Here is a 26,376-nt window from a genome sequence, read left to right on the forward strand (position 1 = left end):
CCGGCCCCTGGCTTCCCAACCTGTTCCGGTTCTGCGCCTGTCCACTGGAGTAAGCGAACAATGCAAACGATAAATGACGGCAAGTACTGCGCGTCAACGGGGGTCACCCAGATGCGCAACACAATTACTCAGCGATCTTTCCCGGTCGGGGGTGGTCGCTGATGCAGGCACACGACGTGCAGAACGTGATGATCTTCGCGGCTGTCGGCGGCGGCCTGGCGGTGCTGCTGTGGGTGCTGGCCAAGGTCGGCCGTGCCCTGGCGGGAGTGCTGGAAGCCTTGGCGGCTTTGGCGGTCCTCGCGATGGCGCTGTGGGCGGTGGTGCGTGCGGTCGGCTGGGTTGTTCGGCAACTGGCCACCTACTGGCGCACGGCGTTGACGTTGGTGGCGTTGTGGGCGTGGTGCCGCTGGCTGGGCTGGGTATGGCTGGTCGTGATCGCGGCCTCGCTGGGTCTGGTTCAGCTCGTGTGGTGGCGGCTGGACGCGGTCGGGTATGACCAGTGGTGCGGTCGTCGGCTGCGGGCGTGGTGGCTGCGCTGGACGCTCTACGGGCGCAAGCTGCCGACGTGGCTGCATGCCTGCGGGCTGACGGTGCGCGATGACGCCATCCCGATCGATGTCACGGTCAACCTGGTGTCGCGTCGGCGCAAGCGGGAAGCGACCGCGAAAGCACGCCAGGAATCCGGTGTGGCGGTCCCGAAGATCCTGTCGGTGCGTTCGGGTGCCTCGTGGGATGAGGTCCGGGTGCGCCTGGTGCCGGGTCAGACGCCGGAGGATTTCGACGACGCTGCCCGCGCCCTGGCAGTGGCTCGGAAAGTCACCCGTTGCCAGGTGCGGGAGCTGGAGCCCAACGTGGTGTCGATCGACTTCATGCGGCGGGATCTGTTGACCTCGGCGGTTACGTGCATGCCTATCCCGGAACTGTCCTCGCCTGACGGTACGTCGGTGAATCTGCGGGCGGTGCACGCGGGTGTGACCGAGTACGGCAAGCCGTGGACGATTCCGTTGGTGGGAACGGGTTCGCACATGCTCGTGGCGGGCGCTACCGGGTCGGGTAAGGGTTCGGCGCTGTGGAGTCCGCTCGTGGCGGCCGCTCCGGCGATCCGCGCGGGCCTGGTCCGGGTCTCGGGGATCGACCCCAAGGCAATGGAATTGTCTTACGGGCGTGGGATTTTCGCCCGGTACGGGCAGAACGGCAAGGAAGCGCTGGAGGTGCTCGACGGGCTGCTCGATGAGCTGGAGAAGCGCAAGCGGTGTTTCGCCGGGCACACGCGTGAGGTTCCGATCTCGACGGAGTTTCCGGTAGAGCTGCTGGAGTTCGACGAGATTGGCGCGCTCACGAAGTACACCGACCGCAAGACCCGTGACTCCATTGTGGAAAAGGTGGCGATCCTGGCCACGCAGGGGCGGGCGTTGTTGTTCTCGGTGCGCGGGTACGTGCAGGAGCCGACCAAGGAGACGGTTCCGGTGCGGGAGCTGCTGCCCCGCCGCATCGCCATGCGCCTGACCTCCAAGACGCAGGTACCCATGGTGCTCGGTGACGGCGCGTACGAACGGGGCGCGTGGGCCAACCGCATTCCCGAATCCGACGCGGGTCTGGGCTACGTGTGGGGTGAGGGCGTGCGGGAACCGCTGCGTGTGCGGGCCGGATGGGTTCCTGACCACACGATCAAGCAGCTGGAGCACTACGTCACCAACGGCGGCGCACAGGTGATCAACCTGGCTGATCGGCGCGCGAACGAAGGGAGGTCGGCATGACCACCACCACCGAGAACAACCCGGCCGACAACACCCAGGCCGAGAAACCAGCCGTGACCAGCGAAGAGAACAGGCGATTCCGCGGAGCACTTGCCGCTGACGTGGTGAAGGCGACGGCGGAGCAGCACGGGGTCTGCACGCGGCCGTTCGTGATGGAGGTCGGCGACACCGAGACCGGGGAACTCCGCTATGTCCCGGTGCCGTGCGGGTCCACTGTGGAATCGACATGTCTTCCCTGTGCCCGCAAGGCAAAGGCCCTGAGGCAAGCACAGTGCCGGGAGGGGTGGCACCGGACCAGCGAGCCGGTGATCGAGCGGGAGAAGCCATCTCAGGGGCAGCGGGAGCTATTGGAGTTCCGGGCGGACCTGGCTGCGCACTACCGGGAGGTGACCGCTGCCGGGGATGAGGTGGAAGCGGAGGAGCTGCGGGCGGAGGTGTCCAGTGTGGACGCTGAGTTGCGGGCGTCGGGGATGACGGGCCGTCTGCCGGGGCTGGATGTTCCGGCACGCACGGCGGTGAAGCGGTCGACGAAACGTCGCCAGGACACGCCGAACCTGCCTCGGCGCAAGGTCGCCAAGACCACCGTGGGACGTGAGTACGCCGGGAAGTTCCGGCCCTCGATGTTCGTCACCCTCACCTGTGACACCTATGGTCAGGTGCGGTCGGACGGCTCCCCGGTGAACCCGGCGGCGTATGACTATCGGCGGGCCGCGCGTGACGCCGTGCATTTCGCGGCGCTGGTGGATCGCTGGTGGCAGAACCTGCGGCGGGTGGTCGGCTGGGATGTGCAGTACTTCGCGACCGTGGAGCCGCAACGGCGGGCGGCTCCGCACCTGCACACCGCGTTGCGTGGGGCGATCTCGCACGAGACGGTCAAGCTCGTGACCGAGGCGACCTACCATCAGGTGTGGTGGCCGGAACATGACGAGATCGTCTACACCGACCGGATGCCGTACTGGGATGCTGAAGCGATGTCCTTTGTGGACCCGGGCACGCGAGTGCCGCTGACCGCGTGGGATGACGCCGTGGCGGCCGTGGAGGTGCCCGCGCATGTGGTGAGGTTCGGTGCTCAGGTGCACTCGAAGGGTGTGCTGGGTGGCACGGAGGAATCCGGGCGGCACATCGGGTATCTGACCAAGTACCTCACCAAGTCCACCGGTGAGGTCGTCGACGCCGACACGGTCTCTCAGCGGGATCATCACGACCGCCTTCACGCGGAGCTGTCGGTGACGCCGTGTTCGGCTCGGTGCGCTGTGTGGCTGCTCTACGGGATCAACCCCAAGGGCGCGGGCGCGAAGACGACTCCGGGGCACTGCAAAGGCCGTGCGCATCGGCGGGCCACGCTCGGGCTTCCGGGGCGGCGGGTGCTGGTGTCGCGCAAGTGGTCGGGCAAGACCGTGGCCGACCACAAGTCCGACCGTCGCGGGTTCGTGATGGCCGCGCTCGCCGAGATCGGGATCAGCAAGCCCGAACCCGACAAGGCGCGGTTCACCTGGCGCAAGGTCGAACCGGGCGACACGCAGTGCCCGCCTCGGGATCACCTCGTCATGCGGGCGATCGCGGAACGGATCACCTGGCGGGCCGAGTACGACCGGGCGATGCTCGCCGCGAATCCACCACCCGGCGACGGGGAGAAAACTTCGGCAACTCGGCCGGAGGCCGCTTGACCAGGGGGAAGGGGGACGTCATAGCGGTACGCATCCGGGTTGTTGAGACAGAAGGGCTGTGGGGACCGGAAGAACTGGAGGCATACCTAGGAATTCCAGAGAAGACGCTGCGGGACTGGCGGCTCAAGCAGTACGGGCCGCCGTTTTTCAGGATGGGTAAGCACGTCCGCTACGAACCGGCAGAGGTCCGGGCGTGGCTAGCCACCCTGAACGCGGCCTGACAAGAAATCTGAGGCCCTGGTGTCCGGCATGCGAGCAATCACGCCGGACACCAGGCCCCGACCGCTGAGAGACGAAAGGAGGGCCCATGAAGGGGCACGTGCAAGACCGCTGGTGGCGGAAGAAGAAAGTCGACGGCAAACTCGTCTACACCGAGAGTGGTCGACCGGTCCGCGAGAAGTCGGAACTGTTCGGCAAAGGTGACCGGTACAAGGTCCACTACTACGACCAAGACGGCAAGGAGCGATCCAAGTCGTTCCCGGACAAGAAGCTGACCCAGGCGAACGCGTTCCTGAACCAGATGCAAAACGACGTCCTCACCGGAGACTTCATCGATCCGGACGCCGGGGACATCACGTTTCGTGTCTACACGGCACAGTGGCGCAAAGGCCAGTCGACCGACGCCGGGACTCGCCAGACCGTGACCAACAAGCTTAGGACGGCGATTTTCCCTTTCCTGGGCGACAAAACGCTGAAGGTCGCAGGGAAGACGGACACGATCCGGGATTGGCTGGACTGGCTGGAACGGCCGAAATCGGAGGGTGGGCGTGGTCTGGCGGCGTCGTATCGGGCGGTGCTGTTCGACACCGTGTCAGCGATCCTGGAAGCCGCGTTCGACGATAAGAAGATCCGGGCGAACCCGTGCAAGGCGAAAAGCATCAAACGCCCGAAGCCCGAACAGCGGAAAGTGGTGCCCTGGAAGGAAAATCAGGTCCACATGCTGAAGCTTGCGCTTCCTGAGCCGTACAAGATTATCGTACCGCTCGGGGCGGGCCTGGGACTTCGGCAAATGGAGATCTTCGGGTTCAGCCCCGATGACATCGACCGGGAGGAAATGGTGTGCAACGTTCAGCGGCAGATCCGCTGGATTGACAACACGCCCGTGTTCGCTCCTCCCAAGGGTGGGAAGACTCGCGTGGTGCCCATGGGCGGCGGGGTCCTGGATGAGATCGACGACTACATGGAGAACTTCGAACCCGTGACGGTCACGCTGCCGTGGCTTGAACCCGGTGGGCGTCCCGAATCTGTCCGGCTGCTCATCCGCAAGGTCAAGGAACGCGACCGCTACCGGGGTCGTCCGGTCGCCGACGTGATCGACGGGGCGAACTTCACCAACGACGTGTGGAAGCCCGCATACGGCACGGCCGGACTCGTCTACACCGATCGGCGAGACGGCATGCACGGAATGCGCCACTTCTACGCCTCGTCGAACCTCGCCGCCATGGTGTCCATTCGGGAACTCGCCGAGTCCCTCGGGCACCACGACCCCGGTTACACCCTCCGGATCTACACGCACCTCGTTCCGTCGAGCCACCGCCGGGCACGGGCCGCCGCCGACAAGGTTTTCAAGCCACGCCGGACCCGGACGACCTCCGAATCTGACACGGCCTGACGACGGCCTGACAAGATCGACAACTACATAAGTGCAGGTCAGGGCCTATCCCTAAAAGTTGTCGTAGAACAACGGGAACCCCGCCGGTCGGCCGTCGGGGGAGTAGGTCTTCTTCTGCGCTTCGTTGCCTCGGCCGCAGCACGCGTAGTAGGGGCTGACGTCCATGATCACCGGCACCCGCTGCCCGCGCGCCGCGGGCTCGGACGGCCGGATGATGTCGGCGGTGACCCGGTCGATCACGCCGTCGCGATCCAGGTCCTGCCCGGTCTCGACCCAGACCGACTCGCGGATCGCCTTCTCGTAGGAGAACACCGGCTGGCTCACCCCGCCGCTCACCTCGAAGGGCGGCGGCGTGGCAAGCGCGGTCGTCCCGCTCGTCAGCAGCCCGAAAGCCAGCAGCAACATCGAAATCCGTCGGATCCCACCCATTCCCGCGAGTATTCCCGAGTTCGCGGACACCTCGCCAGCACCGATCCCAAAACCTTTCGCGCTCGTTCGCCTGCCCGGGTACGGTCCGCTGGGGGAAGCACGCACACCGGAGAGCAGGGGGCGTCGATGGCATGCCGGATCAGTGAACTCGTACTCGAATGCCGTGATCCCGAGGTGCTGGCGCGGTTCTGGTGCGAGGTACTGGACTTCGTCGAGCTCGATCGTGAGGACGGCGCCATCGAGATCGGGCCGCGCGAAGGTTTCGGCGGCGCGCAGCCGACGATCATCCTCAGCCCGAACCCGGAGCCGGTACAGGCGAAACCCAGGCTGCACATCGACGTCAACGCCACGGACCGCGATCAGGACGCCGAACTCGAGCGGCTGCTGAAGATCGGGGCGCGCCCGGCCGACATCGGCCAGACCGGCGAGGAGCCCTGGCACGTTCTTCACGACCCGGAAGGCAACGAATTCTGCCTGCTCCGCGCCCGTATCAAGGAACTCTAGGCCCGCCACGCGGCTATTTGAGGGGAAACGCAAAGGTGGCGCGATCGTCGGCTCGTCGTGGGGTCGTGAGTGTTTAGACCGGTTAGAACCGGCCGTACCACTCACGACCCCCATGACTTGCCCGCCACGTGTGGTCGCTGCGCCAGGTGGGATGGCGTGAACGCCTCGTTCGCGACGTTGAACGTTGTGAACGGGGCGTTCACGTCGTCTCGCTGGTGAACTACACCCGATTTCGTGTCCACAATGGATGCCAGGCGCGAAATGTGGTCCGCTATGTCCTTTTCGTGCGGTTTTGCTGGAGTCTGAGACGTGACGAAGGGGGCCCATGTCACGCTCAGCGTTACAAGGGTGGCCTTTGTGTGGTTCAGCCGCGCCCGAGCGCAAGACGCCACATTTGGCCTTCTGCTCAATAACCGGTCTAAACACTCACGACCCCGCTCGGGTGAGGGAGGCCCTCACCTGCGCCGACCGTGGAGGAAGGCTCCGCTCCAATAAAATGTCGCGCATGGTTGAGATTTCGGCGCGAGCGCACGCGCACGCGGCACCGGCCGTCGTCTACGCGTTGCTCCGCGATGGCGCGAGCTGGCCGGACTGGTCCCCACTCGGGTCGTTCGAGCTGCTCAGAGAAGGTGAGACGGAACGCGAGGGGATCGGTGCGCTCCGCCTCTTCCGTACCGGGACCATCAAGAGCCGCGAGGAGATCGTCGAGCTCGTCCAAGACCGGCGGCTCAGCTACGAGCTGCGGGGCGGCCTGCCGCTGCGGAACTACCGCGCCGACGTCGACCTGACCCCGCGCGACGGCGGCACGGACATCCACTGGCATTCCGCGTTCGAGCCGAAGATCCCCGGCACCGGCTGGTTCTATCGCTGGTTCCTTGGTCGGGTGCTCCGGCGGATGGCCGAAACCCTCGCGGCGCGGGCCGCCGGAGGCGCCCCATAAGCTAGCCCCATGTCAGCGCCACGACGGGGAACGACCGGCCGTACCCAGGAGGAACGCAGTTCGGCCATGCGCCTGCGGCTGCTGGACGCCACCATCGATTGCCTGGTCGAGTACGGCTACGCGGGCACCACGACCACCAAGGTCGCCGACCTCGCCGGGGTCACCAGGGGCGCGCAGGTGCACCACTTCCCGACGAAGACCGACCTGGTCACCTCCGCGATCCGCCACCTCGCCGCGAAGCGCACCGAGGTGGCGATGGCCGAGCTGGACCGGCTCAAGGCGTCGGCGGACCCGATCGGGGACGCGCTGGATCTGCTGTGGGAGATGCACCAGGGCCCGGTGTTCTCCGCGACCGTCGAGCTGTGGGTCGCCTCGCGCACCGACGACGAGCTCCGGCGGCAGATGGCGGCCGTCGAGCCGATCGCGACCAGCAGCCTGGTCGACTTCGGCAAGGCGCTGATGCCCGAGTACGCCGGGCATCCCGAGTTCCTGCACGCGGTCTACACCGCGATGGACGTGGTCCGCGGCATCCTCATCGCCAGCTGGGCCACGCGTGACCAGGCCGAGCTGGAAGCCCGCTGGGCACGCGGGCGCGGCCACCTCCGGCTGCTGTTCACCGCCCTGCTGGAGTCGGCGGCCGCGCCTCGCTGAAACCCGGCCTCAGCTCACCACCGAGGCGACGAACTCCTTGAGCGTCACGGGGTCGCGGCCGATCAGCTTGCGCAGGTCTTCGCGCGGCAGGTCCATCTCGCCGCGGGCGAGCGTGGCGTAGAAGTCCGTGATCAGCTCGACCACGTGGCCGGGGAGCCCGGCCGCGGTCAGCCCTGCGGCGGCTTCCTCTTCGGTGATCTCCTGGTAGGCGACCGCCTTGCCGGAGACGTCCGAGATCGCCGCCGCCCAGTCCGCGAAGCTGTACGAAACCGGGCCGCCCAGTTCGTAGACGGCGTTCTCGTGGCCGTCGGTGGCGAGCACGACCGCGGCCGCGCGGGCGTAGTCCTCGCGCGCGGCCGGCGCGAATCGGCCGCCCTGGCTCGACGTGGCGACGGCGCCGGTCGCGAGCGCGCCCTGCACGGTGCCCGTGTTGTTCTCGAAGTACCAGTTGTTGCGCAGGAAGGTGAACGGGATGCCGGTGGCCCTGATGGCCTCCTCGGTCGGGCGGTGCGTGTTCGCCAGCGCGATGCCGCTGGTGTCGGCGGCGGTCAGCGAGGTGTAGACGATGTGCTTGACGCCGGCGGCCTTCGCGGCCTCGACGGCGGCGGTGTGCTGACGGACCCGCGTGACGTTGTCACCGTCGGCCGAGATGATCAGCAGCTTGTCTGCGCCCGCGAACGCGGCAGGCAGCGTCTCCGGCTTGTCGAAGTCGCCATGCCGGACGTCGATGCCCAGGTCGGCGGCCTTCTCCGGGACGCGCACGCTGCCGACGACCTCACTCGACGGCACGCGCTCCAGCAGGTGTTTCACGATCAGCCTGCCGAGCTGTCCGGTCGCTCCGGTCACCACGATGGTCATGTCATCTCCTTGGTTCGAGGTCGTTCACCCAGTCGAACCTGGCTTCAAATCCAATAATTCCCTTGAGAAAGTAATGACTTTGAAGTCTGTTACTATCTTGGGGAAAGTAAGGAGCGTGCCGTGCTGCCCAACCCGTTCGAGAAGGACTGCCCGACCCGTCAGATCCTCGACCGGATCGGCGACCGCTGGACCGTGCTGATCATCCTGACCCTCACCGGCGGGCCGCAGCGGTTCACCGACATCGGGAAACGGGTCGAGGGCATCTCGCAGAAGGTGCTCACCCAGACCCTGCAGAGCCTGGTGCGCGACGGCATGCTCACCCGCACCGCGTACGCCGAGATCCCGCCGCGCGTCGAGTACGAGCTGACCAAGCTGGGCCGCAACCTCGCCGAAACAGTGTCCTACCTCGACCGCTGGGCGCGCGAGCACATCGACGAGGTCATCAAGGCCCGTGCGGCCTACGACGGGGTCAATGCCTGACGAGACCGGCTTCGTGCGCGAGCAACCCGGCCTGGGTCCGGTTGGCGCAGCCGAGTTTCACGAGCATCCGCGAGACGTAGCTCTTCACGGTCGCCTCCGACAGATGCAGCCGCTTGGCGATGTCCGCGTTGGACAGTCCTTCGCCGAGGCAAGCCAGCACCTCGGTTTCGCGGTCGGTCAGCGAAGCCGCGCGGCGACGGGCGTCCTCACCGCGCTGCGCGCCGTCGGCGCCCGCGGCCACCAGACGGCGGGCGGCTGACGGCGAGAGCACGGTGTGCCCGTCGGCGGCCACCCTGACCAGGCCGATCAGGTCTTCCGGCGGTGTCGACTTCACGAGGAATCCGGCCGCGCCCGCCCGCAGCGCGCGGATGACGTAGGTGTCGGCGTCGAACGTGGTGAGCGCGACGACCGCGGGCGGATCGGGCAGCTCGCCGATGCGCTCGATCGCGGTGAGCCCGTCGACGCCGGGCATCCGCAGATCCATCAGCACGACCCTCGGCCGGTGCCGCACCACCATTTCAACGGCTTCGGCGCCGTCCTGCGCCTGTGCGACGACCTCGATGTCGTCAGCGGAGCCGAGGATGGTGCGCAGATGCGCGCACACCATCGGCTCGTCATCGACGACGACGACCGTGATCATGCTGTGCGCTTTCTGCTGTGGGGACATAGGCGGGCAGTATCGCACTGACCTCGAAGCCGCCGCTGATCACCGGGCCCGCCCGCAGGCTGCCGCCGATCAGCTCGACCCGTTGCCGCAGGCCGGACAGCCCGGCGCCGGAGCCGCTCCCGGCGAGCACCGGGTCCGGCGCGCCGCGCGGCGGCGAGTTGCGGACCTCGATGTCCAGACCATCCGGCCGGTACCGCAGCGCGAGGTCCACTTCGGAGCCGGGCGCGTGCTTGCGGACGTTGGTCAGCGCCTCCTGGACGACCCGGTAGGCCGTGCGCGCGACGGTCGGCGAAAGCCCGTTCCCGCCGCCGTCGACACGCAAGCGGACCGGGATGCCGACCGACTCCGACTCCGCCACGAGCATCGCGGGATCGGGCAGATCGACCACGGCCGCCTGCGCGGTGCCGGTGTCCTGTTCCGTGCCGCGCAGGACACCGACCAGGTCGCGCAACTCGTCGAGTGCGCGGGTGCCCTCGCTGCGGATGCCTTCGGCCGCGTCGCGCACCGAAGGTTCCCTGGAGGACACCGTCAACGCGCCCGCGTGCAAGACCATCAGGCTCAGCCGATGCGTGACGACGTCGTGCATCTCGCCGGCGAGCCGTCTGCGTTCCTCGGCCCGCGCCTGCTCGGCGAGCAGATGCTGTTCCCGCTCCGCCCGTTCGGCGCGGTCACGCAGCGAGCGCAACAGGTCCCGGCGTGCCTGCAGATACAGCGAACCCAGTGACGGCAACGCGGTGCTGACCAGTCCGAACGGGATGACCGCCCAGCTCGGATGCCAGATCCTGGTGCCCATGACCATGAAGATCCCGGTGAGGATGAGCAGCGAGCGGCGGTCGAGAACCCGCACCAGCACGCAGAGCAGCACCGGCGTGATGGTCGGCACGGTCGCCAGGCTGATCGGATGCTCGGGCACGAACAACCCCGGCACCAGCTCGTCGGAGATCAGCATCAGCGTCGCGCCCGTCAGCACCAGGCCCGCGACGATCCTCGGGTAGTGGAAGGCGAAGATCAGCGAGAGGTCGAGCGGGATCTGCAGCAGGAGCGCCGCGTGGGGACCCGCCCAGCCCGTGGTCGGCTGGTTGAGCGAGCCCATCAGCGCGTCGAGCCCGGCGAACGCGACCGCGGCCACCACCAGCCAGATGTGGTCGCTCTTGGTCGGCGCCGGTCCGCAGGTCATGCGGTCACCGTAGCCACCCGTGCCCGGCGCGGTACGCGGAAAACCCCTTTCGCGTGACCTGGTGTCGACGAAAGTTGCGGGTGCCCAGGTCGGCGCCGACTTTCGTGGACGCGGTTGCCCACCTTGATCCGTTACGCCGCACCACCCCGATGCCGTGGACTGGGCGCCATGGACGGGATTCGCGAATTCGCCAGGTGGCCGGTGCTCGCCGTCGCCGGGGTGGCGGGCGTGGTGCTGCTGATCACCAGCGGGCGCTACGGGCACGGTTTCGACGAGGCCTACTTCCTCGTCGCCGGTCGAGATCACGCGAACTGGGGGTATTTCGACCAGCCGCCGCTGATCCCGCTCCTCGCGGGCGGGCTGGACAGCCTGTTCCCGGGAAACCTGGTCGCGCTGCGGCTGCCCATGACGCTCGCCGCGACGGGCGGGATCGTCGTCACCTCGCTCATCGCCCGCGAGCTGGGCGGCCGCCGCGCGGCACAGGTGATGGCCGCCGCGGCGTACGCGTGCAGCAGCGCGCTGATCATCAGCCACTGGGTCGCGACCTACGCGCTGGATCCGTTCCTCTGGACGGTGATCGTGTGGCTGGTGGTCCGCTGGGTGCGGGTGCGCGAGGACCGGCTGCTGCTGTTCGCCGGGCTGGTCACCGCGGTCTCACTGCAGACCAAGTTCCTGATCCCGGCGTTCTGGGTGCTGCTGGCGCTGAGCGCGCTCGTGCTGGGTCCGCGCGACCTGCTCCGCAGGCCGATGCTGTGGGCCGGTGCCGCGATCGCGGTGGTGGTGACGATCCCCAATCTCGTGTGGCAGGCACGCAACGGCTGGCCGTACGCGCACATGAACGAGGTCGTGAAGGCCGAATTCCCCGGTTTCTGGCCATTCCTGCGTGACGGCCTGCTCGGCGCGGGCGTCGGGATCGGCGTGCTCGCGTTCCTCTATGGACTGTGGCGGCTGCTGCGGTCGCCGGACTTGCGGCCGTACCGGTTCCTCGGCGTGACGATGCTCGCCCTGATCGTCGCGTTCCTGATCGCACAAGGCCGGTCGTACTACCTGATCAGCGTCTACGCGCTCCCGTTCGCCGCCGCGGCGGCCGAGCTGGAACGCCGCGACCTGGTCCGGTGGTGGAAAGCCGTTGCCTGGCCTGCCTTCGTGCTGTCGGCCGTGGTCACGGTGGCGGCGCTGCCGATCTATCCGGCATCCACAGTGGACAAACTGCCCACGCACATCGGCATCGCCTCGCTCGGCACCTCTTTCGCGGGCGGTGAGCTGCCGGTCGCGCAGCTGGGCGAAACCATCGACGGGATCTGGGCGTCGATGCCGCTCGAAGAACGCGCGCACACGGCGGTCTACGCGGAGATCTACCCGTTCGCCGCCGCGGTCGAACGCGACGGTGAAGCGCACGGCATCAACCGTGTCTACAGTGGACACCGGGGCTACTGGTACTTCGGCGCACCGCCGGATTCGGTGGACTCCGTGCTGTTCTTCGGTTTCGACCCCGGCTTGCTCAAGCCGCACTTCGCCGCGATGACACCGGTCGTCGACGGGCTCGTCTGGCGCTACACCGGAAAACTGGCACCATGGAAGCAGATCTGGCCGCAGCTCAAGCGGCAATGAGGAGAACATGATGAGGGAATTGTCCTTGCCTGCCCAGGCTTATCTGCTGGCGTTGAACGTCGAGCGGCATCGCCTGCCCGACCGGCAGCGTGCCGGTTACCTGGTCCGCGCGGCGGCCTTGACCGACCTGCTGACGCGCGGGCGGCTGACCGACGACGACGGTGTGGTGTCGCCTGCCGCCGCGGCACCCACCGGCGACGTCGTGCTCGACGACGTGCTCGCCCAGATCGCCGAGCAGCGGCCCGCGAAGTGGAAGACCTGGATCCGCCGTGACTTCCGCGGCACGCTGGCCGCGGTCGAGGCCCAGCTCGAAGCCGCGGGCATCATCCGCGTCGACCACACCCGTGTGCTGGGTCTGTTCCCCAGTGTCCGGCCTACCGTTCTCGACACGTCGCTGGTCGAAAAGCTGCGCGCCCGGATCGTCGAGGCCGTCTGCGGCCCGAAGTCCGTCCACGACGTCAGCTCGGCGGACGCGGCGCTGGCCTCGCTCGTCACGGCGATCGAACTCAACAGCGTGGTCAGCGGGCGCGACCGGCGGCACAACCGGGACAGGCTGGACGCGCTGGCGAGCCAGGGCGGCGCGACGGTTCCCGCGCTGCGCAAGGTTTTCCGGGACCTTCGCGCGGTTCGGGCGAGTGCCGCCAGCTCGGGAGGCAGCGGCGGCTAAGCCTGGAAGAGCCTGGCCAGGTGATAGTCGAGCAACGCGACGGCCTCGGCCGAAGTCCGCTGCCCGAGCAGGATGCTGGTGCCCTGCGCGTCGGCGAGCGCCCACAGGATTTCGGCTTCGCGGTCGGCTTCGCGTTCGGCCGAGACCTCGCCGGAGGCCTGCGCCTGCCGGATTTGATCGGCGAAGAACTCGAACAGTTTCGGCATGCCTTCGGTGTAGACCGAGGCCATCGACGGGCTGGCGAGCGCGCGGATGAAGTAGGCGACGCCGACCAGCCATTCGCTGGTGCTGCGCTCGTCGGTCGGGATGATCTCGACCAGGCAGGCACGCAGGATGTCGCGTGGCGTGGGGGAGACGGCGGCGGCCAGGCTCGCGGTGATGCGCTGTTCACGCAGGTCGTCCTGATGCCGCAGGGCGAACAGCAGCATCTCGTCCTTGGTCTTGAAATAGTGCTGCACGGCGCCCATCGACACGCCCGCCTCGGTGGCGACGTGCCGCAGGCTCACCGCTTCGAGCCCTTCGCGCGCGGTGAGGCGCAGCAGCGCTTCGGCGATCTGGCCGCGGCGCTGCTCGTGGTCAACCTGCTTCGGCACCCGGCCTCCGGTATGTTTACGATGCGATCGCATTGTAAACGACACTCGGGGGTATGCGATGACGGACACGGTGCGGCTACGGCCGCCGACCCACCAATTGGACCGGCGGGTGCTGGGCTGGTGGCGCGTGCACGGGCTGATCTGGTTCGGCCCGCCCGTGCTGGCGCTGGTGTTGCTCGGCCTGCTCATCCCGCCGGCCCGGTTCTGGCTGCTGGCGCCCGCGCTGGTGTTCGCGGTGCTCGGCGCGGCGTGGATCGCGCTGATGCCGATCTGGTGGTACCGCGTGCATCGTTGGGAGGCAACGGAAACAGCGGTCTACACCCGCACCGGGTTCTTCTTCCAGGAGTCCAGGGTGGTGCCGCTGTCGCGGATCCAGACGGTCGACACCCTGCGCGGCCCGCTCCAGCAGGCGTTCAAGCTCGCCACGGTCACCGTGACCACGGCGTCGGCCAGGGGCCCGGTCAAGATCTCCGGCCTCGACCGCGAACTCGCCGAGAACCTGGCCGAGCGCCTCACCGAGACCACCCAGGCGACGCCGGGAGACGCGACGTGAGCGAGTGGCAGACGCTCGACCGCCGGACCGTCCAGGTCACGGCGCTGACGTTCGCCGGCCTCGCGGTCGCGTCCGGGATCCCCGCCGTCATCGCGCTCGCGGACGGCCTGTCCTTCGGCATCGCGCTGCTCATCGTGGTGCCGTGCGCTCTGCTGGTGGTCGGCGCGACGGCGCTGCTGGACCTGCTGCGCTGGCGCGCCACCCGCTACCGCCTCACCGAGCAGCGCCTCGAAAAGCGCTTCGACCTGGTGCTCAAGTCCCAAAAGTCGTTGCCCCGTGAGCGAATCCGCAGTGTCGACCTCACCGCGAACCCGCTGCACCGCCTGTTCGGCCTCGCGGTGCTCACGGTCGGCACCGGCCAGCACGAGAGCTCCGAAAACGCCCGCCTCAAACTCGAGCCGCTCACCAGGGCCGACGCCGAGCGCCTGCGCGTCGAGCTCCTCCACCGCGAGCAACCGGCCGAGCGGCCTTCGGACGGCCAGATCGCCAAGCTCGACTGGGGCTGGATCCGCTACGTCCCCGCGTCGTTCCTCGCCCCGACGCTGGGCCTCGCCGCGGTCGGCGTCGTGTTCAAGGTCGCCGACTGGTTCAAGGCCGGCGGCGGCGTGGTCCGCTGGGCGATCGACCTGTTCGGCGACCTCCCGCTGGTCGTGTCCATCCTCATCCTCGCGGCGCTGGTCTGGCTGTTCGGCGTCATCGGCGCGGTCGGCCTGTTCGTCGAGATGTGGTGGAACTTCCGCCTCGAGCGCGAGCCGGGTGGCACCCTGCGTGTCCACCGCGGCCTGTTCACCACCCGCTCGATCTCCATCGAGGAGAAGCGCCTGCGCGGCGTCGAGGTGGTCGAGCCGATCGGCAACCGCCTGTCGGGCGCCGCCAGGGTCGACGCCATCGCGACCGGCATGCGCAAAGCCGATGACGACGACAAGACCGACTACCACACCCTCCTGCCCGCGGCCCCGCTCGCGCTGGCCAACGAAGTGGCCGCCACCGTGCTCGACGAGCCCGTCTCGCCCACGGTCTCGGCCCAGCTCACCGGCCACCCCGAGGCGGCGAGGGGCAGGCGTCTGCGCTGGTGGCTCGGCTCGGTTCTCGTCGTGCTGGCGACACTGGCGCTGCTCGGCATCCTGCTCACGGACGTCCTCCTCATCATCGCCGGAGCACTCGCGGTCCCGCTGATCCCGATCGCGGTGGCGCTCGCGCTCGACGCATACCGCAACCTCGGCCACGGCCTCACCGGCGAATACCTGGTGAGCAGGCACGGAGCGATGCGCCGCAGCACGGTCGCGTTGCAACGGACCGGCGTCATCGGCTGGACGATCAAGCAGTCCATCTTCCAGCGCCGCAAGGGCTTGCTCACCCTGGAAGCGACCACGGCGGCAGGCAGCGGTGGCTACTCGGTCTACGACATCGGCGAGCCCGACGGCATAGCGTTCGCCGACCAGGCGGTCCCGGACCTGCTCACCCAGTTCCTCGACACATCGGCCGCCACCGACAGGTCCCGCGGCTAACTTGGCCCCATGGACTTCGCCGCACTGCACCGGCCGGGACACCCGCTGCTCCTGCCCAACGTCTGGGAATTCGGCCTCGCCGCCCACCTGGTGGCCCGAGGTTTCCCGGCAGTGGGCACGACCAGCCTCGGTGTCTCGGCCGCGGCCGGCCAACCCGACGGAGCCCCGCAAACCCGCCGCCACACCGTCGCGCTTGCCGAGTCCCTCCGCTCACTCAGCGCTTTCGTCAGCGTCGACATAGCCGACGGCTTCAGCGACGACCCCGCCGAAGTAGCAGCGCTCGCGGCGGAGCTGGCGGCCCTGGGTGTCGTGGGCGTCAACCTCGAAGACGGCCGCCCAGACGGTTCCCTGACCGACCTCGACCACCAGTGCGCGAAGATCCGCGCGGTCACCGCCCAGGTCCCGTCCCTGTTCGTCAACGCGCGCACGGACACCCACTGGCTCACCGACAATCCTCCGTCGGTCGACGTAGCCCTCGCCCGAGCCAACGCCTACGTCGAAGCGGGTGCCTCCGGCATCTTCATACCCGGCCTCAAGGCCTCCTCGGACATCGAGGCCGCTTCCTCCGCACTCGACGTTCCGCTGAACGTTCTTTTCCAGCCAGGCGGCAAAACCCTGTCCGACCTCGCCGCCTTGGGCGTCGCGCGAGTCAGCCTCGGCTCCCTGCCCTACCGAGTCGCACTGGCCGCGGCCGCCGACTCGGTCCTCGCCGTCGCCGACGGCCGCGCGCAGTCGGTGACGCCGCCCTCGTACTCGGAGGTCGTCGCACTCCTGCCCAGCTGACAAAGATCGCCCGCTTCCAGCCAGAATTCCGCCCGTGCCCGAGCCGCCGCCGGATCGGGCTGACCGATCTCTTGTGCGTTGCCATCGTGGTCGCGAAGTGCCCACGGGTACTTCGCCCTGGGCGTCGCTTCGAGCAACCACTTGTTGCCACGCCAAGTGATCTGAAACAGGTTCCGATCCAGGACTATCCATCGAGCCTTGCTCACGATTCGAAGCTAAAACCGGTCTGTCGTCGAGCACTACTTTTAGTCGCCCATTCACATGAAGTCGTCGCGTACCGCAAGGAGAAACGCGCGTGCGCGTTCCCCGGTCAATGCCCGTTCACGGAAGAACTCGAAGAGATTCCGGTGGTGCTGCACATCTCTGGGATCGCGGAGCACCATCTCACCCGAGAAGAGTTCGGCGACGACGAACCGGTCGTCGTAGATGACGAACGTGTTGAACGCCGCACCCGGGATCTCGGCGGACTGCGGAATGATCGCGAGATCGATGGTGGGACGCATCGTGAGTTCGGCCATGTGAGCGCATTGCCGCGCCATGATCTCCCGACCGGCCCGCCGCCAGCGGACCGCCTGTTCGGTCAGTACGAAGAGAAACCGGCGCGACCCGTCGTTCAAAACGGTCTGCTGCTCTAGCCTTCCCTGCAACGCCTTCTCGACGTTGGTGCCCGGACTGCTGGTGACAACGGGCGTGACCGCGGCCCGTGCGTAGTCCGGAATTTGCAGCAGACCGCTGGGAATCGCGGGTAGGAATAGCCGCTGCGTGGTACACGATTCGGCCAATGCCTTGAGCTCGATCTGCTTGCGCCACAGACCGGTTTCCGCCATTGCCCGCCACGAGACGTGTTCGACGTTCGCCCGCCTCGCGATCGAGATCAGTTCGCGCGCGACATCCGCGGGAACGTCCAGCGCCGTGAGCATCCGCTCGACATCGAGCGCCGTCGGCAGCACCTTGCCCGACTCGATCCGGCTGATCTTGGACTGGGACATGGCACAGCGAACGGCCAGCCTCTCGCCGGAGAGGCCAGCTGCTTTGCGAAGCCTGCGGAGTGTGGCAGCCAGGTCGGGATCGGCTTGTCTGCCCTCAGAATCGGTAGTCAACGAAAGGTATGGCCTCCGACAACGCGAGATCACGCCAGTGTAAGTACGTTTCCAGCTCAGCCGGTTCGCCCAGCTCGCGGCCACTCAGGGTGCCGTCCGCGTTGAAGTTGAGCAGAGCGACCGTTTTTTCGTCGAAGAGCCAGAAGTCCTGTTCCGGCCATGAAGGCGGGCGCTCGGTGACATCCGCGATCCGGTAGTCCTCGCCCGCGGCCACGTTGCCGGGAACACCCCAGGACATTAGGTACCGCGTGTATTCGGTGAAGGGTCGCTTGACCACCTTTGCCCGCTGGATGGTCTTTCCTGAAGCCGTGGTCTGCCGCACGTAGGCGGCCCAGTTCGCGTTGTGCCCCTCCGGTTTCGGTTCTCCCGCCAGGAAGCGCGCTAACCCGGCCTGCTCGTTCGGTATGGTGTAGGTCTGGTGGGTCTCCAACCGGAACGCGGAGCGCTCGAACGTATCGAAGAAGGCGCCCATTTCCTCGCCGGACAGAATCACGCCAAGCCCTCCTGTAGGGCGGAGAGCGCGCTCCGCAACACGTCCAGTGGCAGTTCCACAGCTTGTTCTCCCGGCCCGAGCAGGAGTCCGCGTGCCGCGGTCACCGTATCCCCTTGAAAGACGGCGGTTCCGCGATCGGACAAATAGACGGCTGGGCAATGGGTAGTTTCACAGTCCTCAGACACTCTGCGTAGCTCCATGCTCACACCATGGCGGAACCGGTGAGTCCTCGGCAAGCGACTGGCCTACTCCAGTCGCGCATTTGCATAAACCGGTGGCGCGTTCAGGGATGCTGGACGCATGACGAGCACCCGCAGCGCCTTCGGAGCCGAGTTCGCCGTTCCCGCCGGATATCTCAACAACCCCAGCATCGGCATCCCGCCGGTCCACGTGGCCGAAGCGGTGGCCGACACCGTCATGCGCTGGAGCCGTGGCGCGACCAAGCCGCCCGAATTCGACGAAGCCGTGGCTGTCGCGCGTGCCGCGTACGGGCAGCTCGTCGGGGTGCCGGGGGAGTGGGTCGCGAGCGGGGTCTCCGTCTCGCATCTCGTCGCCAACGTCGCGGCCGGGCTCGAAGACGGAGCGAAGGTGCTCGTCGCCAAGGGAGACTTCACCAGCGTCACGTTCCCCTTCGCCGCGCAAGCGCGTCGGGGCGTCACAGTGACCGAAGTGGACTTGGCGGAGCTGCCGGGCAGGCTTGACGGATACGACCTTGTCGCCGTCAGCGTCGTTCAGTCGGCCGACGGCGCGATCGTCGATCTCGACAAGCTGCGCGAGGCGGCGGAGGCCACGGGCACGAGCGTGTTGCTCGATGCGACGCAGGCGCTCGGCTGGCTGCCGCTGGACCTCGGGTGGGCGGACTGGGTCGTCGGGGCCGGGTACAAGTTCCTGTTGTCCCCCAGGGGTTCCGCGTGGCTGTCGGTGCACCCGAGGGTGTATGAGCGGACGCTGCCCGTGAGCGCGAACTGGTACGCGGGGGAGGACCCGTGGCAGTCGGTGTACGGGCTGCCGCTGCGGCTGGCCGGGGACGCGCGGGCGTTCGATCTGTCGCCGGTGTGGTTCGCGCAGGTCGGGGCCGCGGTGGCGTTGCCCTATCTGGCCTCTTTGGACATGGCGGCCGTGCGGGCGCACAACGTCGGGCTGGCCGACACGCTGCTGACCAAGCTCGGGCTGCCGGAGCGGGGCACGGCGATCGTCGCGCTGGACGGCGACGCGGACCGGTTCGCCGAGGCGGGAGTGGTCGCGAGCATGCGGGCGGGCAAGGTACGTGTCGGCTTTCATCTCTACAACGACCTCGGGGATGTGGAGCGGGTTCTGCACGCGATCGGGTGACGAACTACCGTGTGGACCCGTGGTTGGTGCACCTTTTTCGCCCGGGATGGGCGACACGGCTCCACTGAGGCGGGTCGAGCCCGCGAAAAGCCCGGTCAGCCCGGTCCTCAAGGGCGCGGGACTGGTCGGGATCGCTTTGGTGTCCGGGTTGGTCTGGTGGCTGATCCGGCACGAACCCGCGGCGCCGGTGGCCGAACCGCCCGCCAAGTCCGCGGGCGAGTTCCAGTTCACCGTCGCGGAAAGCCCGCAAGTGGCGACGGACTGCGAGGCGCACGCGTACTCCAAGACCAAGGAGTTCTTCGCCGAGCACACGTGCACCCGGCTTTCGCGTGCGCTCTACACGACCACCTCCGGCGGCGCGAAGGCGTTGGTCTCGGTCGTGCTGGTCACCATGCCCGACGGTGAGCAGGCGCAGGAACTCAAGAAGCTCACCGATCGCGACGGCACCGGCAACGTCGACGACCTCGTCAAGGACGGGACCGCCAAGATCCCCAACGCGCCCAAGGTCTACAAGGCGAAGTACGACTCGCACGTGACCGGCAACGAGGTCGCCATCGTGATGGCCGACTTCTTCGACGGCCACAAGGACGACCCACTGCTCAAGCGCATCACCACCGACGCGCTGAGACTCGCGGGCACCCTCCGCCAGTGAAAAAATCCCAATGCGTCTTTCGGTCCCTGGTAGGTGCCGAAAGACGCATTGGGGCCCTGCTGGGGACCGAACGACGCTTTCGGGACCTGCCAGGTACCTAACGACGCATTGGGATTTTTTACGAGACCAGGAGGGCCGCAGGCTTCAGGCCGGACTGGGCCCGCCAAGGGGTGCCCCGCCGCGAGGCCGAGATCAGGGCTTGGGTGGCCGTGGTCCGCATGGCGCCGTCGGAATGCTCGACCACCGAGCGCCACGCGCTCGCCACGTCGCCCTCGGCCGAGGCGACGACGGCCATCGCCGACGCCTGGTCGGTCACCGGCTTCGGGGGTACGTAAGCGGCTTCGGGACCGCGCGGGGCCGCGCCGGCCGCGGTGAGCGTGCGCTCGCAGAAGTCGCGGCGCTTGACGTGGTCGGCGGAGCCCTCGGCCACCGCCTTGCCGAAGTCGCCCGGGAGGAACGCGCTGACCAGTCCGTACACCCAGATCGCCGCGTGCTCGGCCGCCAACGCCTGCTGCAGTGCGTCGACCGCGTCCTTGCCCGCGTCGGCCGGGGTCAACGGGGCCGCGTCGTCGCCGGGGCCGAGCACGGCGGGCTTGAGCTTCTGCAGCGCCGCGCAGTCGGCGATGATCGACGCGAGGATGCCGGCGCGGAAGCGGCTCTCGCTCTCCAGCAGCTGGGCTGCCTGGGAACGGGCGGTGGCGAGGCGTTGCTTGAGGCCCGCCATGCCTTCCGGGGCGGTCGCGGGGGCGACCTCGGACTTGGGGCGGTTGAGGCGGTCCACTTCGGACTGCAGTGCTCGCGCGTGCGCCTCGCGGGCGGTGGCGACCTCCTTGGCCACCTCGTCTTCCGAGGCGAGCGCCTGCGCGGCGGCCGCGTCGGCCTTGGCCTGCTCGAGCAGTGGGACCAACGGGTCGGGGGCGTCCGCGTACCCGGGGCCGCACGCCGCCACGAGAGGCACCGCCAGCAACGCCGAACGCAGGAGCAGGCGCCTGCTGAGCTCACTCGATCTACCGGTCACGCCGCCCCATCCTGCCAGTAGATGCCGACGCCCCGCCGCTAACACGTTCGTAAACACCTACCGGATAAGCTTGACGACCTACGTGACCATCGGTGAACAGGAGAGCTCCACGTGCCCAACGAACTCGCCGGCCGGCTGGAGCCGATAGTGGCCCAAGCCGTCACGGCCGCGGGCTTCGACCTCGACTCGTTCGAGGTCCAGCAAGCCGGCCGCCGTCAGCTGGTCAAGGTCGTCGTCGACGGTGACGACGGGGTGGGCTTGGACGAGGTCGCCGAGATCAGCCGCGCGGTGTCGGCCGCGCTCGACGAGAACGAGCACGTGCTGGCCAGCGCGTACACCCTCGAGGTCACCTCACCGGGCCTCGACCGCCCGCTGAGCAGGCCCCGCCACTGGCGCCGGGCCAAGTTCCGCCTGGTCAAGGTGACGCCGAAGGAAGGTGCCGAGTTCATCGGCCGGGTCGGCCACTCCACCGAGGAGGCGGCCCGCGTGCTCGTCGACGGCAAGCTCCGCGACGTCGCGTACGCGCACGTCGCCAAGGCGGTGGTCGAGATCGAATTCAAGCAGCCGCCCGTTGAGGACCTGAAACTTCTGGAAGCGGACGCTTCCGGCATGATCGACGCCGCTGAGAACGGGTCGAAGGAGGAGCCGAAGTGAACGTCGACATCGCCGCGCTGCGTGCGATCGAACGGGACAAGGACATCCCCTTCGAAACCGTCATCGACGCCATCGAGACCGCGCTGCTGACCGCGTACAAGCACACCGAGGGGCACCAGCCCCACGCCAAGATCGACATCGACCGCAAGAGCGGCCTGGTGCGCGTGCTCGCCCGCACCTTCGACGAGACCGGTGAGGTCGCGGAGGAGTGGGACGACACCCCCGAGGGCTTCGGCCGGATCGCGGCCACCACCGCGCGCCAGGTGATCCTGCAGCGTCTGCGTGACGCCGAGCACGAGCGCACCTTCGGCGAGTTCGCGGCCAAGGAGGGCGAGATCATCGCGGGCGTCATCCAGCGTGACGCCCGCGCGAACGCCCGCGGCATGGTCGTCATCCAGGTCGGCGAGGTCGAGGGCGTGCTGCCGTCGGCCGAGCAGGTGCCCGGCGAGTCCTACGAGCACGGCAGCCGGATCAAGGCCTACGTGGTCGGTGTCTCGCGCGGCAACCGCGGCCCGCAGATCACGCTGTCACGGACGCATCCCAATCTGGTGCGCAAACTGTTCGCGCTCGAGGTGCCCGAGATCGCCGACGGCACCGTCGAGATCGCCGCGGTGGCGCGCGAGGCGGGCCACCGGTCCAAGATCGCCGTCCACTCCAAGGTGCCCGGCGTCAACGCGAAGGGCGCCTGCATCGGGCCCGTCGGCGCGCGCGTCCGCAACGTGATGAGCGAGCTCGCCGGCGAGAAGATCGACATCATCGACTACTCCGAGGACCCCGCGCGCTTCGTCGGGAATGCTTTGTCCCCGGCGAAGGTTGTCTCTGTCCGGGTGGTCGACGAGCGGGCCAAGACGGCTCGGGTGGTCGTGCCGGACTTCCAGCTTTCGCTGGCCATCGGCAAGGAAGGCCAGAACGCGCGGCTCGCCGCGAGGCTGACCGGCTGGCGGATCGACATCCGCAGCGACGCCGCCGCGCCGGACGCGGAGGGGGCGCAGGACGAGGGTGACGAAGGCCACCCCGATCAGGGACGGCGCGCGGCGGTAACCGGTTCGGCTGAGTGAAGGTCGACGGGCTAGACTCAGCAGTGGTTCACCTCGCGCGGCCTGCCGCACACCCTTTGCTCCGGGACAGTCCGGTGCGGACGTGTGTGGGATGCCGCAAGCGGTGTGAAGCCGGCGAGTTGCTGCGAGTGATCGCGGTGGACGGACGGCTGGTCGTCGACGAACGTCGGCGGCTTCCCGGCCGGGGTGCGTGGCTGCACCCCGAGCAGGACTGCCTGACGAAAGCCGAACGTCGCCGGGCGTTCCCGAGGGCCCTCAAGGTCACCGGGATGCTGGACGCCAGCGGCGTGCGAGACCACTTCGCGCGATTGGTCGCGTTGAGTGCGGACGAGGGACAGCCCCGAGTCCATCAGGAATCAAGGAAGCAGGTCGACCCGTCATGAGTCAGCCGTGAAGCTGAAGCCATGAACGCGCGACAATAGGACGAGGTCGACGGGTCTGCCGCCGGCCTCCCCAGTGAGGAGAGCTGTGCCAGGCAAGGCCCGCGTACATGAGCTCGCGAAAGAGCTCGGAGTTACCAGCAAGGAAGTTCTCGCCAAGCTCAAAGAGCAGGGTGAGTTCGTGAAGTCCGCGTCGTCCACGGTCGAGGCCCCGGTGGCCCGCCGCCTCCGCGACGCGTACCCCAGCAAGGGCGGCAAGAAGCCGACCCCTGCCCCGCCGCGTCCCGCGGCACCGGCAGCCCCCGCGTCCAACGGCACCGCGGCCACTCCGGCCGCTCCGGCGCCGAGCGCACCTGCCAAGCCCGCCGCGGCTCCGTCCGCACCCGCGGCCCCGGCTCCCGCCGCCGCCGCTTCGCAGGCACCGTCGGCTTCGTCCGGCCCGCGTCCCGGCGGCATGCGCCCCGGCCCGCGTCCCGGCCCGAAGCCCCCGGCGCCCGCTCCCGTCGAGCAGGCTCCGGCGGCCAAGGCACCCGAGGCCCCGGCGAAGCCCGCTCAGGCGCCGTCGGCTCCCAAGCCGCCCGCCCCGGCTCAGCCGCCCGCTCAGCAGCCTGCCGCCGCTTCGGCGGCTCCGGCCGCGCCCTCCACGCCGTCCGTGGTCCCGCCGAAGCCGCAGGGCCCCAAGCCCGCAGGCCCGAAGCCGGGTCCCCGTACGCCGAAGGTCGGCAACAACCCGTTCGGTGTCGGTTCCGGTGCTCCGGCCCCGCGTCCGGCCGGTCCCCGTCCGGGACCCGGTCAGTCGCAGGGTGGCGCCGGTGACCGTCCGCCGCGTCCGGGTGGCGGCGCCGGTGAGCGTCCGGCCCCGCGTCCCGGTGGTGGCCAGGGTGGCGGCAACCGGCCGACGCCCGGCAACATGCCTCCGCGCCCGAACCCGGGCATGATGCCCGGTCGCCCGGCTCCCCGACCCGGTGGTGGCCCCGCCGGTCGCGGTGGACCCGGCGGCGCTCCGCGTGGCGGTCCCGGCGCCGGTGCCCGTGGTGGCCCCGGTGGCGGCGCTCGCGGCGGCCCCGGTGGCGGCGGCGGTGGCTTCCGTCCCGGTGGTGGCGGCGGTGGCGGTGGCGGCTTCCGTCCCGGTGGCGGCGGTCCCGGTGGTGGCGGTGGCGCCCCCGCCGGTGGCGGCGGCTTCCGCGGTGGCGGCGGCGGTCGTGGTGGCCCCGGTGGTCGCGGCGGCACCGCTGGTGCCTTCGGCCGTCCCGGTGGACCCTCGCGCAAGGGCCGCAAGTCGAAGCGGCAGAAGCGCCAGGAGTACATGGACAACATGCAGGCGCCCAGCGTCGGCGGCGTCCGCCTGCCCAAGGGCAGTGGCGAGACGATCCGGCTGCCGCGTGGTGCCTCGCTGACCGACTTCGCCGAGAAGATCGACGCCAACCCGGCTTCGCTGGTGCAGGTGCTCTTCCACCTCGGTGAGATGGTCACGGCGACGCAGTCCGTGTCGGACGACATCCTCGAGCTGCTCGGCGGCGAGATGAACTACGTCGTCCAGGTCGTCAGCCCGGAGGAAGAGGACCGCGAGCTGCTCGAGACCTTCGACATCACCTACGGCGACGACGCGGGTGACGAAGAGGATCTGCGGGTCCGTCCGCCGGTCGTGACCATCATGGGTCACGTCGACCACGGTAAGACCCGACTGCTCGACACGATCCGCAAGACGAAGGTGCGCGAAGGTGAAGCCGGTGGCATCACCCAGCACATCGGCGCCTACCAGATCGAGGCCGAGCTCGAGGGCAACCCGCGCCTGATCACCTTCATCGACACCCCGGGTCACGAGGCGTTCACCGCCATGCGTGCCCGTGGTGCGAACTCCACGGACATCGCGGTGATCGTGGTCGCGGCCGACGACGGCGTCATGCCGCAGACGGTCGAGGCGATCAACCACGCGCAGGCCGCCAAGGCCCCGATCGTGGTCGCGGTCAACAAGATCGACAAGGAGGGCGCGAACCCGGACAAGATCCGGCAGCAGCTCACCGAGTACAACCTGGTGGCCGAGGAATACGGTGGCGACACCATGTTCGTCGAGATCTCCGCGAAGCAGGGCATCAACATCGACGGCCTGCTCGAGGCGATCCTGCTGACAGCGGATGCCACGCTGGATCTTCGTGCCAACCCGGACATGGAGGCCCAGGGTGTCGCGATCGAGGCGCACCTCGACCGCGGCCGCGGCCCGGTGGCCACCGTCCTGGTCCAGCGCGGCACGCTGCGCGTCGGCGACTCGGTTGTCGCCGGTGACGCCTACGGCCGTGTCCGCCGGATGGTCGACGAGCACAACGAGGACGTCACCGAGGCGCTGCCCTCGCGTCCGGTCCAGGTCATCGGCTTCACGTCGGTGCCGGGCGCGGGCGACACGTTCCTCGTCGTCGACGAGGACCGCGTGGCACGCCAGATCGCCGAGCGTCGTTCGGCGCGCACCCGCAACGCCCTCAACGCCTCGCGCCGCAAGCGCGTCAGCCTCGAGGACCTGGATGCCGCGCTGAAGGAGACCAGCACCCTCAACCTGATCATCAAGGGTGACAACTCCGGAACGGTGGAAGCGCTTGAGGCTTCGCTGATGCAGCTCGAGGTCGGCGACGACGTTGAACTCAACGTCGTGCACCGCGGTGTCGGTGGCGTCACCGAGTCCGACATCGACCTGGCGACCGCGTCCGACGCGATCGTCCTGGGCTTCAACGTCCGTGCACAGGGCAAGGCGACCGAGCGGGCCAACCGCGAGGGCGTCGACGTCCGCTACTACACGGTCATCTACCAGGCGATCGACGAGATCGAGGCCGCGCTCAAGGGCATGCTCAAGCCGGAGTTCGAAGAGGTCGAGCTCGGCCGGGCGGAGATCCGCGACGTCTTCAAGTCGTCGAAGATCGGCACCATCGCCGGTTGCATGGTGGTCTCGGGCGAAATCCGCCGCAACGCGCGTGCGCGTCTGCTGCGCGATGGCACCGTGATCGCGGAGAACCTGCCGATCAACTCGCTCAAGCGGTTCAAGGACGACGCCACCGAGGTCCGCGAGGGCTTCGAGTGTGGTCTGACCTTGGGCAACTACAGCGATCTGAAGGTCGGCGACTTCATCGAGACGTACGAGCAGCGCGAGAAGCCGCGCGCGTAGTGCGTTCGGTCCGGCCGGGGAGGGCTTTCCTCCCCGGCCGGGCTTTTTAATAGAGATCATTTTCGTTCCGACTGATTTACC

General features: G+C 68.5%; 26 protein-coding genes and 1 pseudogene. 19 read left to right on the plus strand and 8 right to left on the minus strand.

The window, feature by feature from the left end; translation table 11 throughout:
• The first annotated feature begins 161 nt into the window (after window positions 1–161).
• From AB5J62_RS11415 to AB5J62_RS11430, 4 genes are all read left to right on the plus strand, one after another.
• Window positions 162–1,757, plus strand: coding sequence for an FtsK/SpoIIIE domain-containing protein (locus tag AB5J62_RS11415; protein ID WP_370948177.1), 1,596 nt, complete (start codon window positions 162–164; stop codon window positions 1,755–1,757).
• Entirely contained in the window at window positions 1,754–3,424 is a 1,671-nt protein-coding gene (locus AB5J62_RS11420) for a replication initiator (protein WP_370948178.1), read from the plus strand. Before AB5J62_RS11415 ends, AB5J62_RS11420 begins: the two co-directional genes overlap by 4 nt.
• A complete protein-coding gene (locus tag AB5J62_RS11425) occupies window positions 3,421–3,645 on the plus strand; it encodes a helix-turn-helix transcriptional regulator (RefSeq protein WP_370948179.1) in 225 nt (74 codons plus the stop codon). Before AB5J62_RS11420 ends, AB5J62_RS11425 begins: the two co-directional genes overlap by 4 nt.
• 86 nt (window positions 3,646–3,731) lie before the next feature.
• A complete protein-coding gene (locus tag AB5J62_RS11430; protein ID WP_370948180.1) occupies window positions 3,732–5,036 on the plus strand; it encodes a tyrosine-type recombinase/integrase in 1,305 nt (434 codons plus the stop codon).
• Window positions 5,037–5,090: 54 nt separating this feature from the next.
• Here AB5J62_RS11430 and AB5J62_RS11435 read toward each other — a convergent pair.
• Window positions 5,091–5,465: pseudogene (locus AB5J62_RS11435) on the minus strand (CocE/NonD family hydrolase); the annotation flags it as partial.
• Between the two features lie 126 nt (window positions 5,466–5,591).
• Here AB5J62_RS11435 and AB5J62_RS11440 point away from each other — a divergent pair.
• From AB5J62_RS11440 to AB5J62_RS11450, 3 genes are all read left to right on the plus strand, one after another.
• Window positions 5,592–5,969 carry a VOC family protein gene (locus AB5J62_RS11440; RefSeq protein ID WP_370948181.1) on the plus strand — a complete coding sequence of 126 codons (378 nt, stop codon included), beginning with the start codon at window positions 5,592–5,594 and terminating at the stop codon, window positions 5,967–5,969.
• 505 nt (window positions 5,970–6,474) lie between these two features.
• Window positions 6,475–6,909 carry an SRPBCC family protein gene (locus AB5J62_RS11445; protein ID WP_370948182.1) on the plus strand — a complete coding sequence of 145 codons (435 nt, stop codon included), beginning with the start codon at window positions 6,475–6,477 and terminating at the stop codon, window positions 6,907–6,909.
• Between the two features lie 66 nt (window positions 6,910–6,975).
• Window positions 6,976–7,560 (plus strand): TetR/AcrR family transcriptional regulator, encoded by a 585-nt coding sequence (locus AB5J62_RS11450; protein WP_370950238.1) that lies wholly within the window; start codon window positions 6,976–6,978, stop codon window positions 7,558–7,560.
• Window positions 7,561–7,569: 9 nt separating this feature from the next.
• Here AB5J62_RS11450 and AB5J62_RS11455 read toward each other — a convergent pair whose 3' ends face one another.
• Window positions 7,570–8,418: an SDR family oxidoreductase gene (locus tag AB5J62_RS11455; protein WP_370948183.1), complete on the minus strand. Its 849-nt coding sequence runs from the start codon at window positions 8,416–8,418 to the stop codon at window positions 7,570–7,572.
• Between the two features lie 120 nt (window positions 8,419–8,538).
• On the opposite strand from AB5J62_RS11455, the gene AB5J62_RS11460 reads away from it, so the two are divergent.
• Complete coding sequence (locus AB5J62_RS11460) at window positions 8,539–8,898, plus strand: winged helix-turn-helix transcriptional regulator (protein WP_370948184.1); 360 nt, start codon at window positions 8,539–8,541, stop codon at window positions 8,896–8,898.
• Here the strand turns inward: AB5J62_RS11460 and AB5J62_RS11465 are convergent.
• Together AB5J62_RS11465 and AB5J62_RS11470 are read right to left on the minus strand one after the other, a co-directional pair.
• Window positions 8,888–9,538, minus strand: a complete 651-nt coding sequence (locus tag AB5J62_RS11465) for a response regulator (RefSeq protein ID WP_370948185.1) — start codon at window positions 9,536–9,538, stop codon at window positions 8,888–8,890. The two genes, AB5J62_RS11460 and AB5J62_RS11465, sit on opposite strands and share 11 nt — an antisense overlap.
• The gene (locus tag AB5J62_RS11470; protein WP_370948186.1) at window positions 9,513–10,742 is read right to left on the minus strand and encodes a sensor histidine kinase; all 1,230 of its coding nucleotides are present in this window, start codon (window positions 10,740–10,742) and stop codon (window positions 9,513–9,515) included. Before AB5J62_RS11470 ends, AB5J62_RS11465 begins: the two co-directional genes overlap by 26 nt.
• A gap of 168 nt (window positions 10,743–10,910) precedes the next feature.
• Between AB5J62_RS11470 and AB5J62_RS11475 the strand changes: the two genes are divergently transcribed.
• Together AB5J62_RS11475 and AB5J62_RS11480 are read left to right on the plus strand one after the other, a co-directional pair.
• A complete protein-coding gene (locus AB5J62_RS11475) occupies window positions 10,911–12,353 on the plus strand; it encodes an ArnT family glycosyltransferase (protein ID WP_370948187.1) in 1,443 nt (480 codons plus the stop codon).
• Window positions 12,354–12,363: 10 nt separating this feature from the next.
• Window positions 12,364–13,020 carry a GPP34 family phosphoprotein gene (locus AB5J62_RS11480; RefSeq protein ID WP_370948188.1) on the plus strand — a complete coding sequence of 219 codons (657 nt, stop codon included), beginning with the start codon at window positions 12,364–12,366 and terminating at the stop codon, window positions 13,018–13,020.
• On the opposite strand, the gene AB5J62_RS11485 is transcribed toward AB5J62_RS11480, so the two are convergent.
• Complete coding sequence (locus AB5J62_RS11485; protein ID WP_370948189.1) at window positions 13,017–13,613, minus strand: TetR/AcrR family transcriptional regulator; 597 nt, start codon at window positions 13,611–13,613, stop codon at window positions 13,017–13,019. The two genes, AB5J62_RS11480 and AB5J62_RS11485, sit on opposite strands and share 4 nt — an antisense overlap.
• Before the next feature lie 58 nt (window positions 13,614–13,671).
• Here AB5J62_RS11485 and AB5J62_RS11490 point away from each other — a divergent pair, with 58 nt between their 5' ends.
• Genes AB5J62_RS11490 through AB5J62_RS11500 form a run of 3 tightly spaced genes read left to right on the plus strand, consistent with a single transcriptional unit; the run spans window position 13,672 to window position 16,457 of the window.
• Window positions 13,672–14,166 carry a PH domain-containing protein gene (locus AB5J62_RS11490; protein ID WP_370948190.1) on the plus strand — a complete coding sequence of 165 codons (495 nt, stop codon included), beginning with the start codon at window positions 13,672–13,674 and terminating at the stop codon, window positions 14,164–14,166.
• On the plus strand, window positions 14,163–15,674 hold the full coding sequence (locus AB5J62_RS11495) for a PH domain-containing protein (RefSeq protein ID WP_370948191.1): 1,512 nt from the start codon (window positions 14,163–14,165) through the stop codon (window positions 15,672–15,674). Before AB5J62_RS11490 ends, AB5J62_RS11495 begins: the two co-directional genes overlap by 4 nt.
• Before the next feature lie 9 nt (window positions 15,675–15,683).
• Window positions 15,684–16,457: an isocitrate lyase/phosphoenolpyruvate mutase family protein gene (locus AB5J62_RS11500; RefSeq protein WP_370948192.1), complete on the plus strand. Its 774-nt coding sequence runs from the start codon at window positions 15,684–15,686 to the stop codon at window positions 16,455–16,457.
• Between the two features lie 257 nt (window positions 16,458–16,714).
• On the opposite strand, the gene AB5J62_RS11505 is transcribed toward AB5J62_RS11500, so the two are convergent.
• A complete protein-coding gene (locus tag AB5J62_RS11505; RefSeq protein ID WP_370948193.1) occupies window positions 16,715–17,557 on the minus strand; it encodes a helix-turn-helix domain-containing protein in 843 nt (280 codons plus the stop codon).
• Complete coding sequence (locus AB5J62_RS11510) at window positions 17,541–18,050, minus strand: DUF6879 family protein (protein WP_370948194.1); 510 nt, start codon at window positions 18,048–18,050, stop codon at window positions 17,541–17,543. Before AB5J62_RS11510 ends, AB5J62_RS11505 begins: the two co-directional genes overlap by 17 nt.
• Before the next feature lie 300 nt (window positions 18,051–18,350).
• On the opposite strand from AB5J62_RS11510, the gene AB5J62_RS11515 reads away from it, so the two are divergent.
• Together AB5J62_RS11515 and AB5J62_RS11520 are read left to right on the plus strand one after the other, a co-directional pair.
• A complete protein-coding gene (locus AB5J62_RS11515; RefSeq protein ID WP_370948195.1) occupies window positions 18,351–19,382 on the plus strand; it encodes an aminotransferase class V-fold PLP-dependent enzyme in 1,032 nt (343 codons plus the stop codon).
• Between the two features lie 46 nt (window positions 19,383–19,428).
• Complete coding sequence (locus AB5J62_RS11520; RefSeq protein WP_370948196.1) at window positions 19,429–20,034, plus strand: hypothetical protein; 606 nt, start codon at window positions 19,429–19,431, stop codon at window positions 20,032–20,034.
• A 118-nt stretch (window positions 20,035–20,152) separates the two neighbouring features.
• On the opposite strand, the gene AB5J62_RS11525 is transcribed toward AB5J62_RS11520, so the two are convergent.
• Window positions 20,153–21,052: a ferritin-like domain-containing protein gene (locus AB5J62_RS11525; RefSeq protein ID WP_370948197.1), complete on the minus strand. Its 900-nt coding sequence runs from the start codon at window positions 21,050–21,052 to the stop codon at window positions 20,153–20,155.
• A 111-nt stretch (window positions 21,053–21,163) separates the two neighbouring features.
• On the opposite strand from AB5J62_RS11525, the gene rimP reads away from it, so the two are divergent.
• The 4 genes from rimP (at window position 21,164) to infB (ending at window position 26,295) form a co-directional block, all read left to right on the plus strand.
• A complete protein-coding gene (gene rimP, locus AB5J62_RS11530; RefSeq protein WP_370948198.1) occupies window positions 21,164–21,706 on the plus strand; it encodes a ribosome maturation factor RimP in 543 nt (180 codons plus the stop codon).
• Complete coding sequence (nusA, locus tag AB5J62_RS11535) at window positions 21,703–22,764, plus strand: transcription termination factor NusA (RefSeq protein WP_370948199.1); 1,062 nt, start codon at window positions 21,703–21,705, stop codon at window positions 22,762–22,764. Before rimP ends, nusA begins: the two co-directional genes overlap by 4 nt.
• Before the next feature lie 128 nt (window positions 22,765–22,892).
• Window positions 22,893–23,147 (plus strand): YlxR family protein, encoded by a 255-nt coding sequence (locus AB5J62_RS11540; protein WP_370948200.1) that lies wholly within the window; start codon window positions 22,893–22,895, stop codon window positions 23,145–23,147.
• 85 nt (window positions 23,148–23,232) lie between these two features.
• A complete protein-coding gene (gene infB / locus AB5J62_RS11545; RefSeq protein ID WP_370948201.1) occupies window positions 23,233–26,295 on the plus strand; it encodes a translation initiation factor IF-2 in 3,063 nt (1,020 codons plus the stop codon).
• Window positions 26,296–26,376: the final 81 nt, after the last annotated feature.

Origin of the sequence: Amycolatopsis sp. cg5 (genome assembly GCF_041346955.1) — a bacterium.
Taxonomy (GTDB): domain Bacteria; phylum Actinomycetota; class Actinomycetes; order Mycobacteriales; family Pseudonocardiaceae; genus Amycolatopsis.

Excerpts from the sequence above, each read along its gene's own strand:
- AB5J62_RS11415 (WP_370948177.1), top strand. The coding sequence starts at position 162 with ATGCAGGCACACGACGTGCAGAACGTGATGATCTTCGCGGCTGTCGGC.
- AB5J62_RS11420 (WP_370948178.1), top strand. The coding sequence starts at position 1,754 with ATGACCACCACCACCGAGAACAACCCGGCCGACAACACCCAGGCCGAG.
- AB5J62_RS11430 (WP_370948180.1), top strand. The coding sequence starts at position 3,732 with ATGAAGGGGCACGTGCAAGACCGCTGGTGGCGGAAGAAGAAAGTCGAC.
- AB5J62_RS11440 (WP_370948181.1), top strand. The coding sequence starts at position 5,592 with ATGGCATGCCGGATCAGTGAACTCGTACTCGAATGCCGTGATCCCGAG.
- AB5J62_RS11445 (WP_370948182.1), top strand. The coding sequence starts at position 6,475 with ATGGTTGAGATTTCGGCGCGAGCGCACGCGCACGCGGCACCGGCCGTC.
- AB5J62_RS11450 (WP_370950238.1), top strand. The coding sequence starts at position 6,976 with ATGCGCCTGCGGCTGCTGGACGCCACCATCGATTGCCTGGTCGAGTAC.
- AB5J62_RS11455 (WP_370948183.1), bottom strand. The coding sequence starts at position 8,418 with ATGACCATCGTGGTGACCGGAGCGACCGGACAGCTCGGCAGGCTGATC.
- AB5J62_RS11465 (WP_370948185.1), bottom strand. The coding sequence starts at position 9,538 with ATGATCACGGTCGTCGTCGTCGATGACGAGCCGATGGTGTGCGCGCAT.
- AB5J62_RS11470 (WP_370948186.1), bottom strand. The coding sequence starts at position 10,742 with ATGACCTGCGGACCGGCGCCGACCAAGAGCGACCACATCTGGCTGGTG.
- AB5J62_RS11475 (WP_370948187.1), top strand. The coding sequence starts at position 10,911 with ATGGACGGGATTCGCGAATTCGCCAGGTGGCCGGTGCTCGCCGTCGCC.
- AB5J62_RS11480 (WP_370948188.1), top strand. The coding sequence starts at position 12,364 with ATGAGGGAATTGTCCTTGCCTGCCCAGGCTTATCTGCTGGCGTTGAAC.
- AB5J62_RS11490 (WP_370948190.1), top strand. The coding sequence starts at position 13,672 with ATGACGGACACGGTGCGGCTACGGCCGCCGACCCACCAATTGGACCGG.
- AB5J62_RS11500 (WP_370948192.1), top strand. The coding sequence starts at position 15,684 with ATGGACTTCGCCGCACTGCACCGGCCGGGACACCCGCTGCTCCTGCCC.
- AB5J62_RS11515 (WP_370948195.1), top strand. The coding sequence starts at position 18,351 with ATGACGAGCACCCGCAGCGCCTTCGGAGCCGAGTTCGCCGTTCCCGCC.
- AB5J62_RS11520 (WP_370948196.1), top strand. The coding sequence starts at position 19,429 with ATGGGCGACACGGCTCCACTGAGGCGGGTCGAGCCCGCGAAAAGCCCG.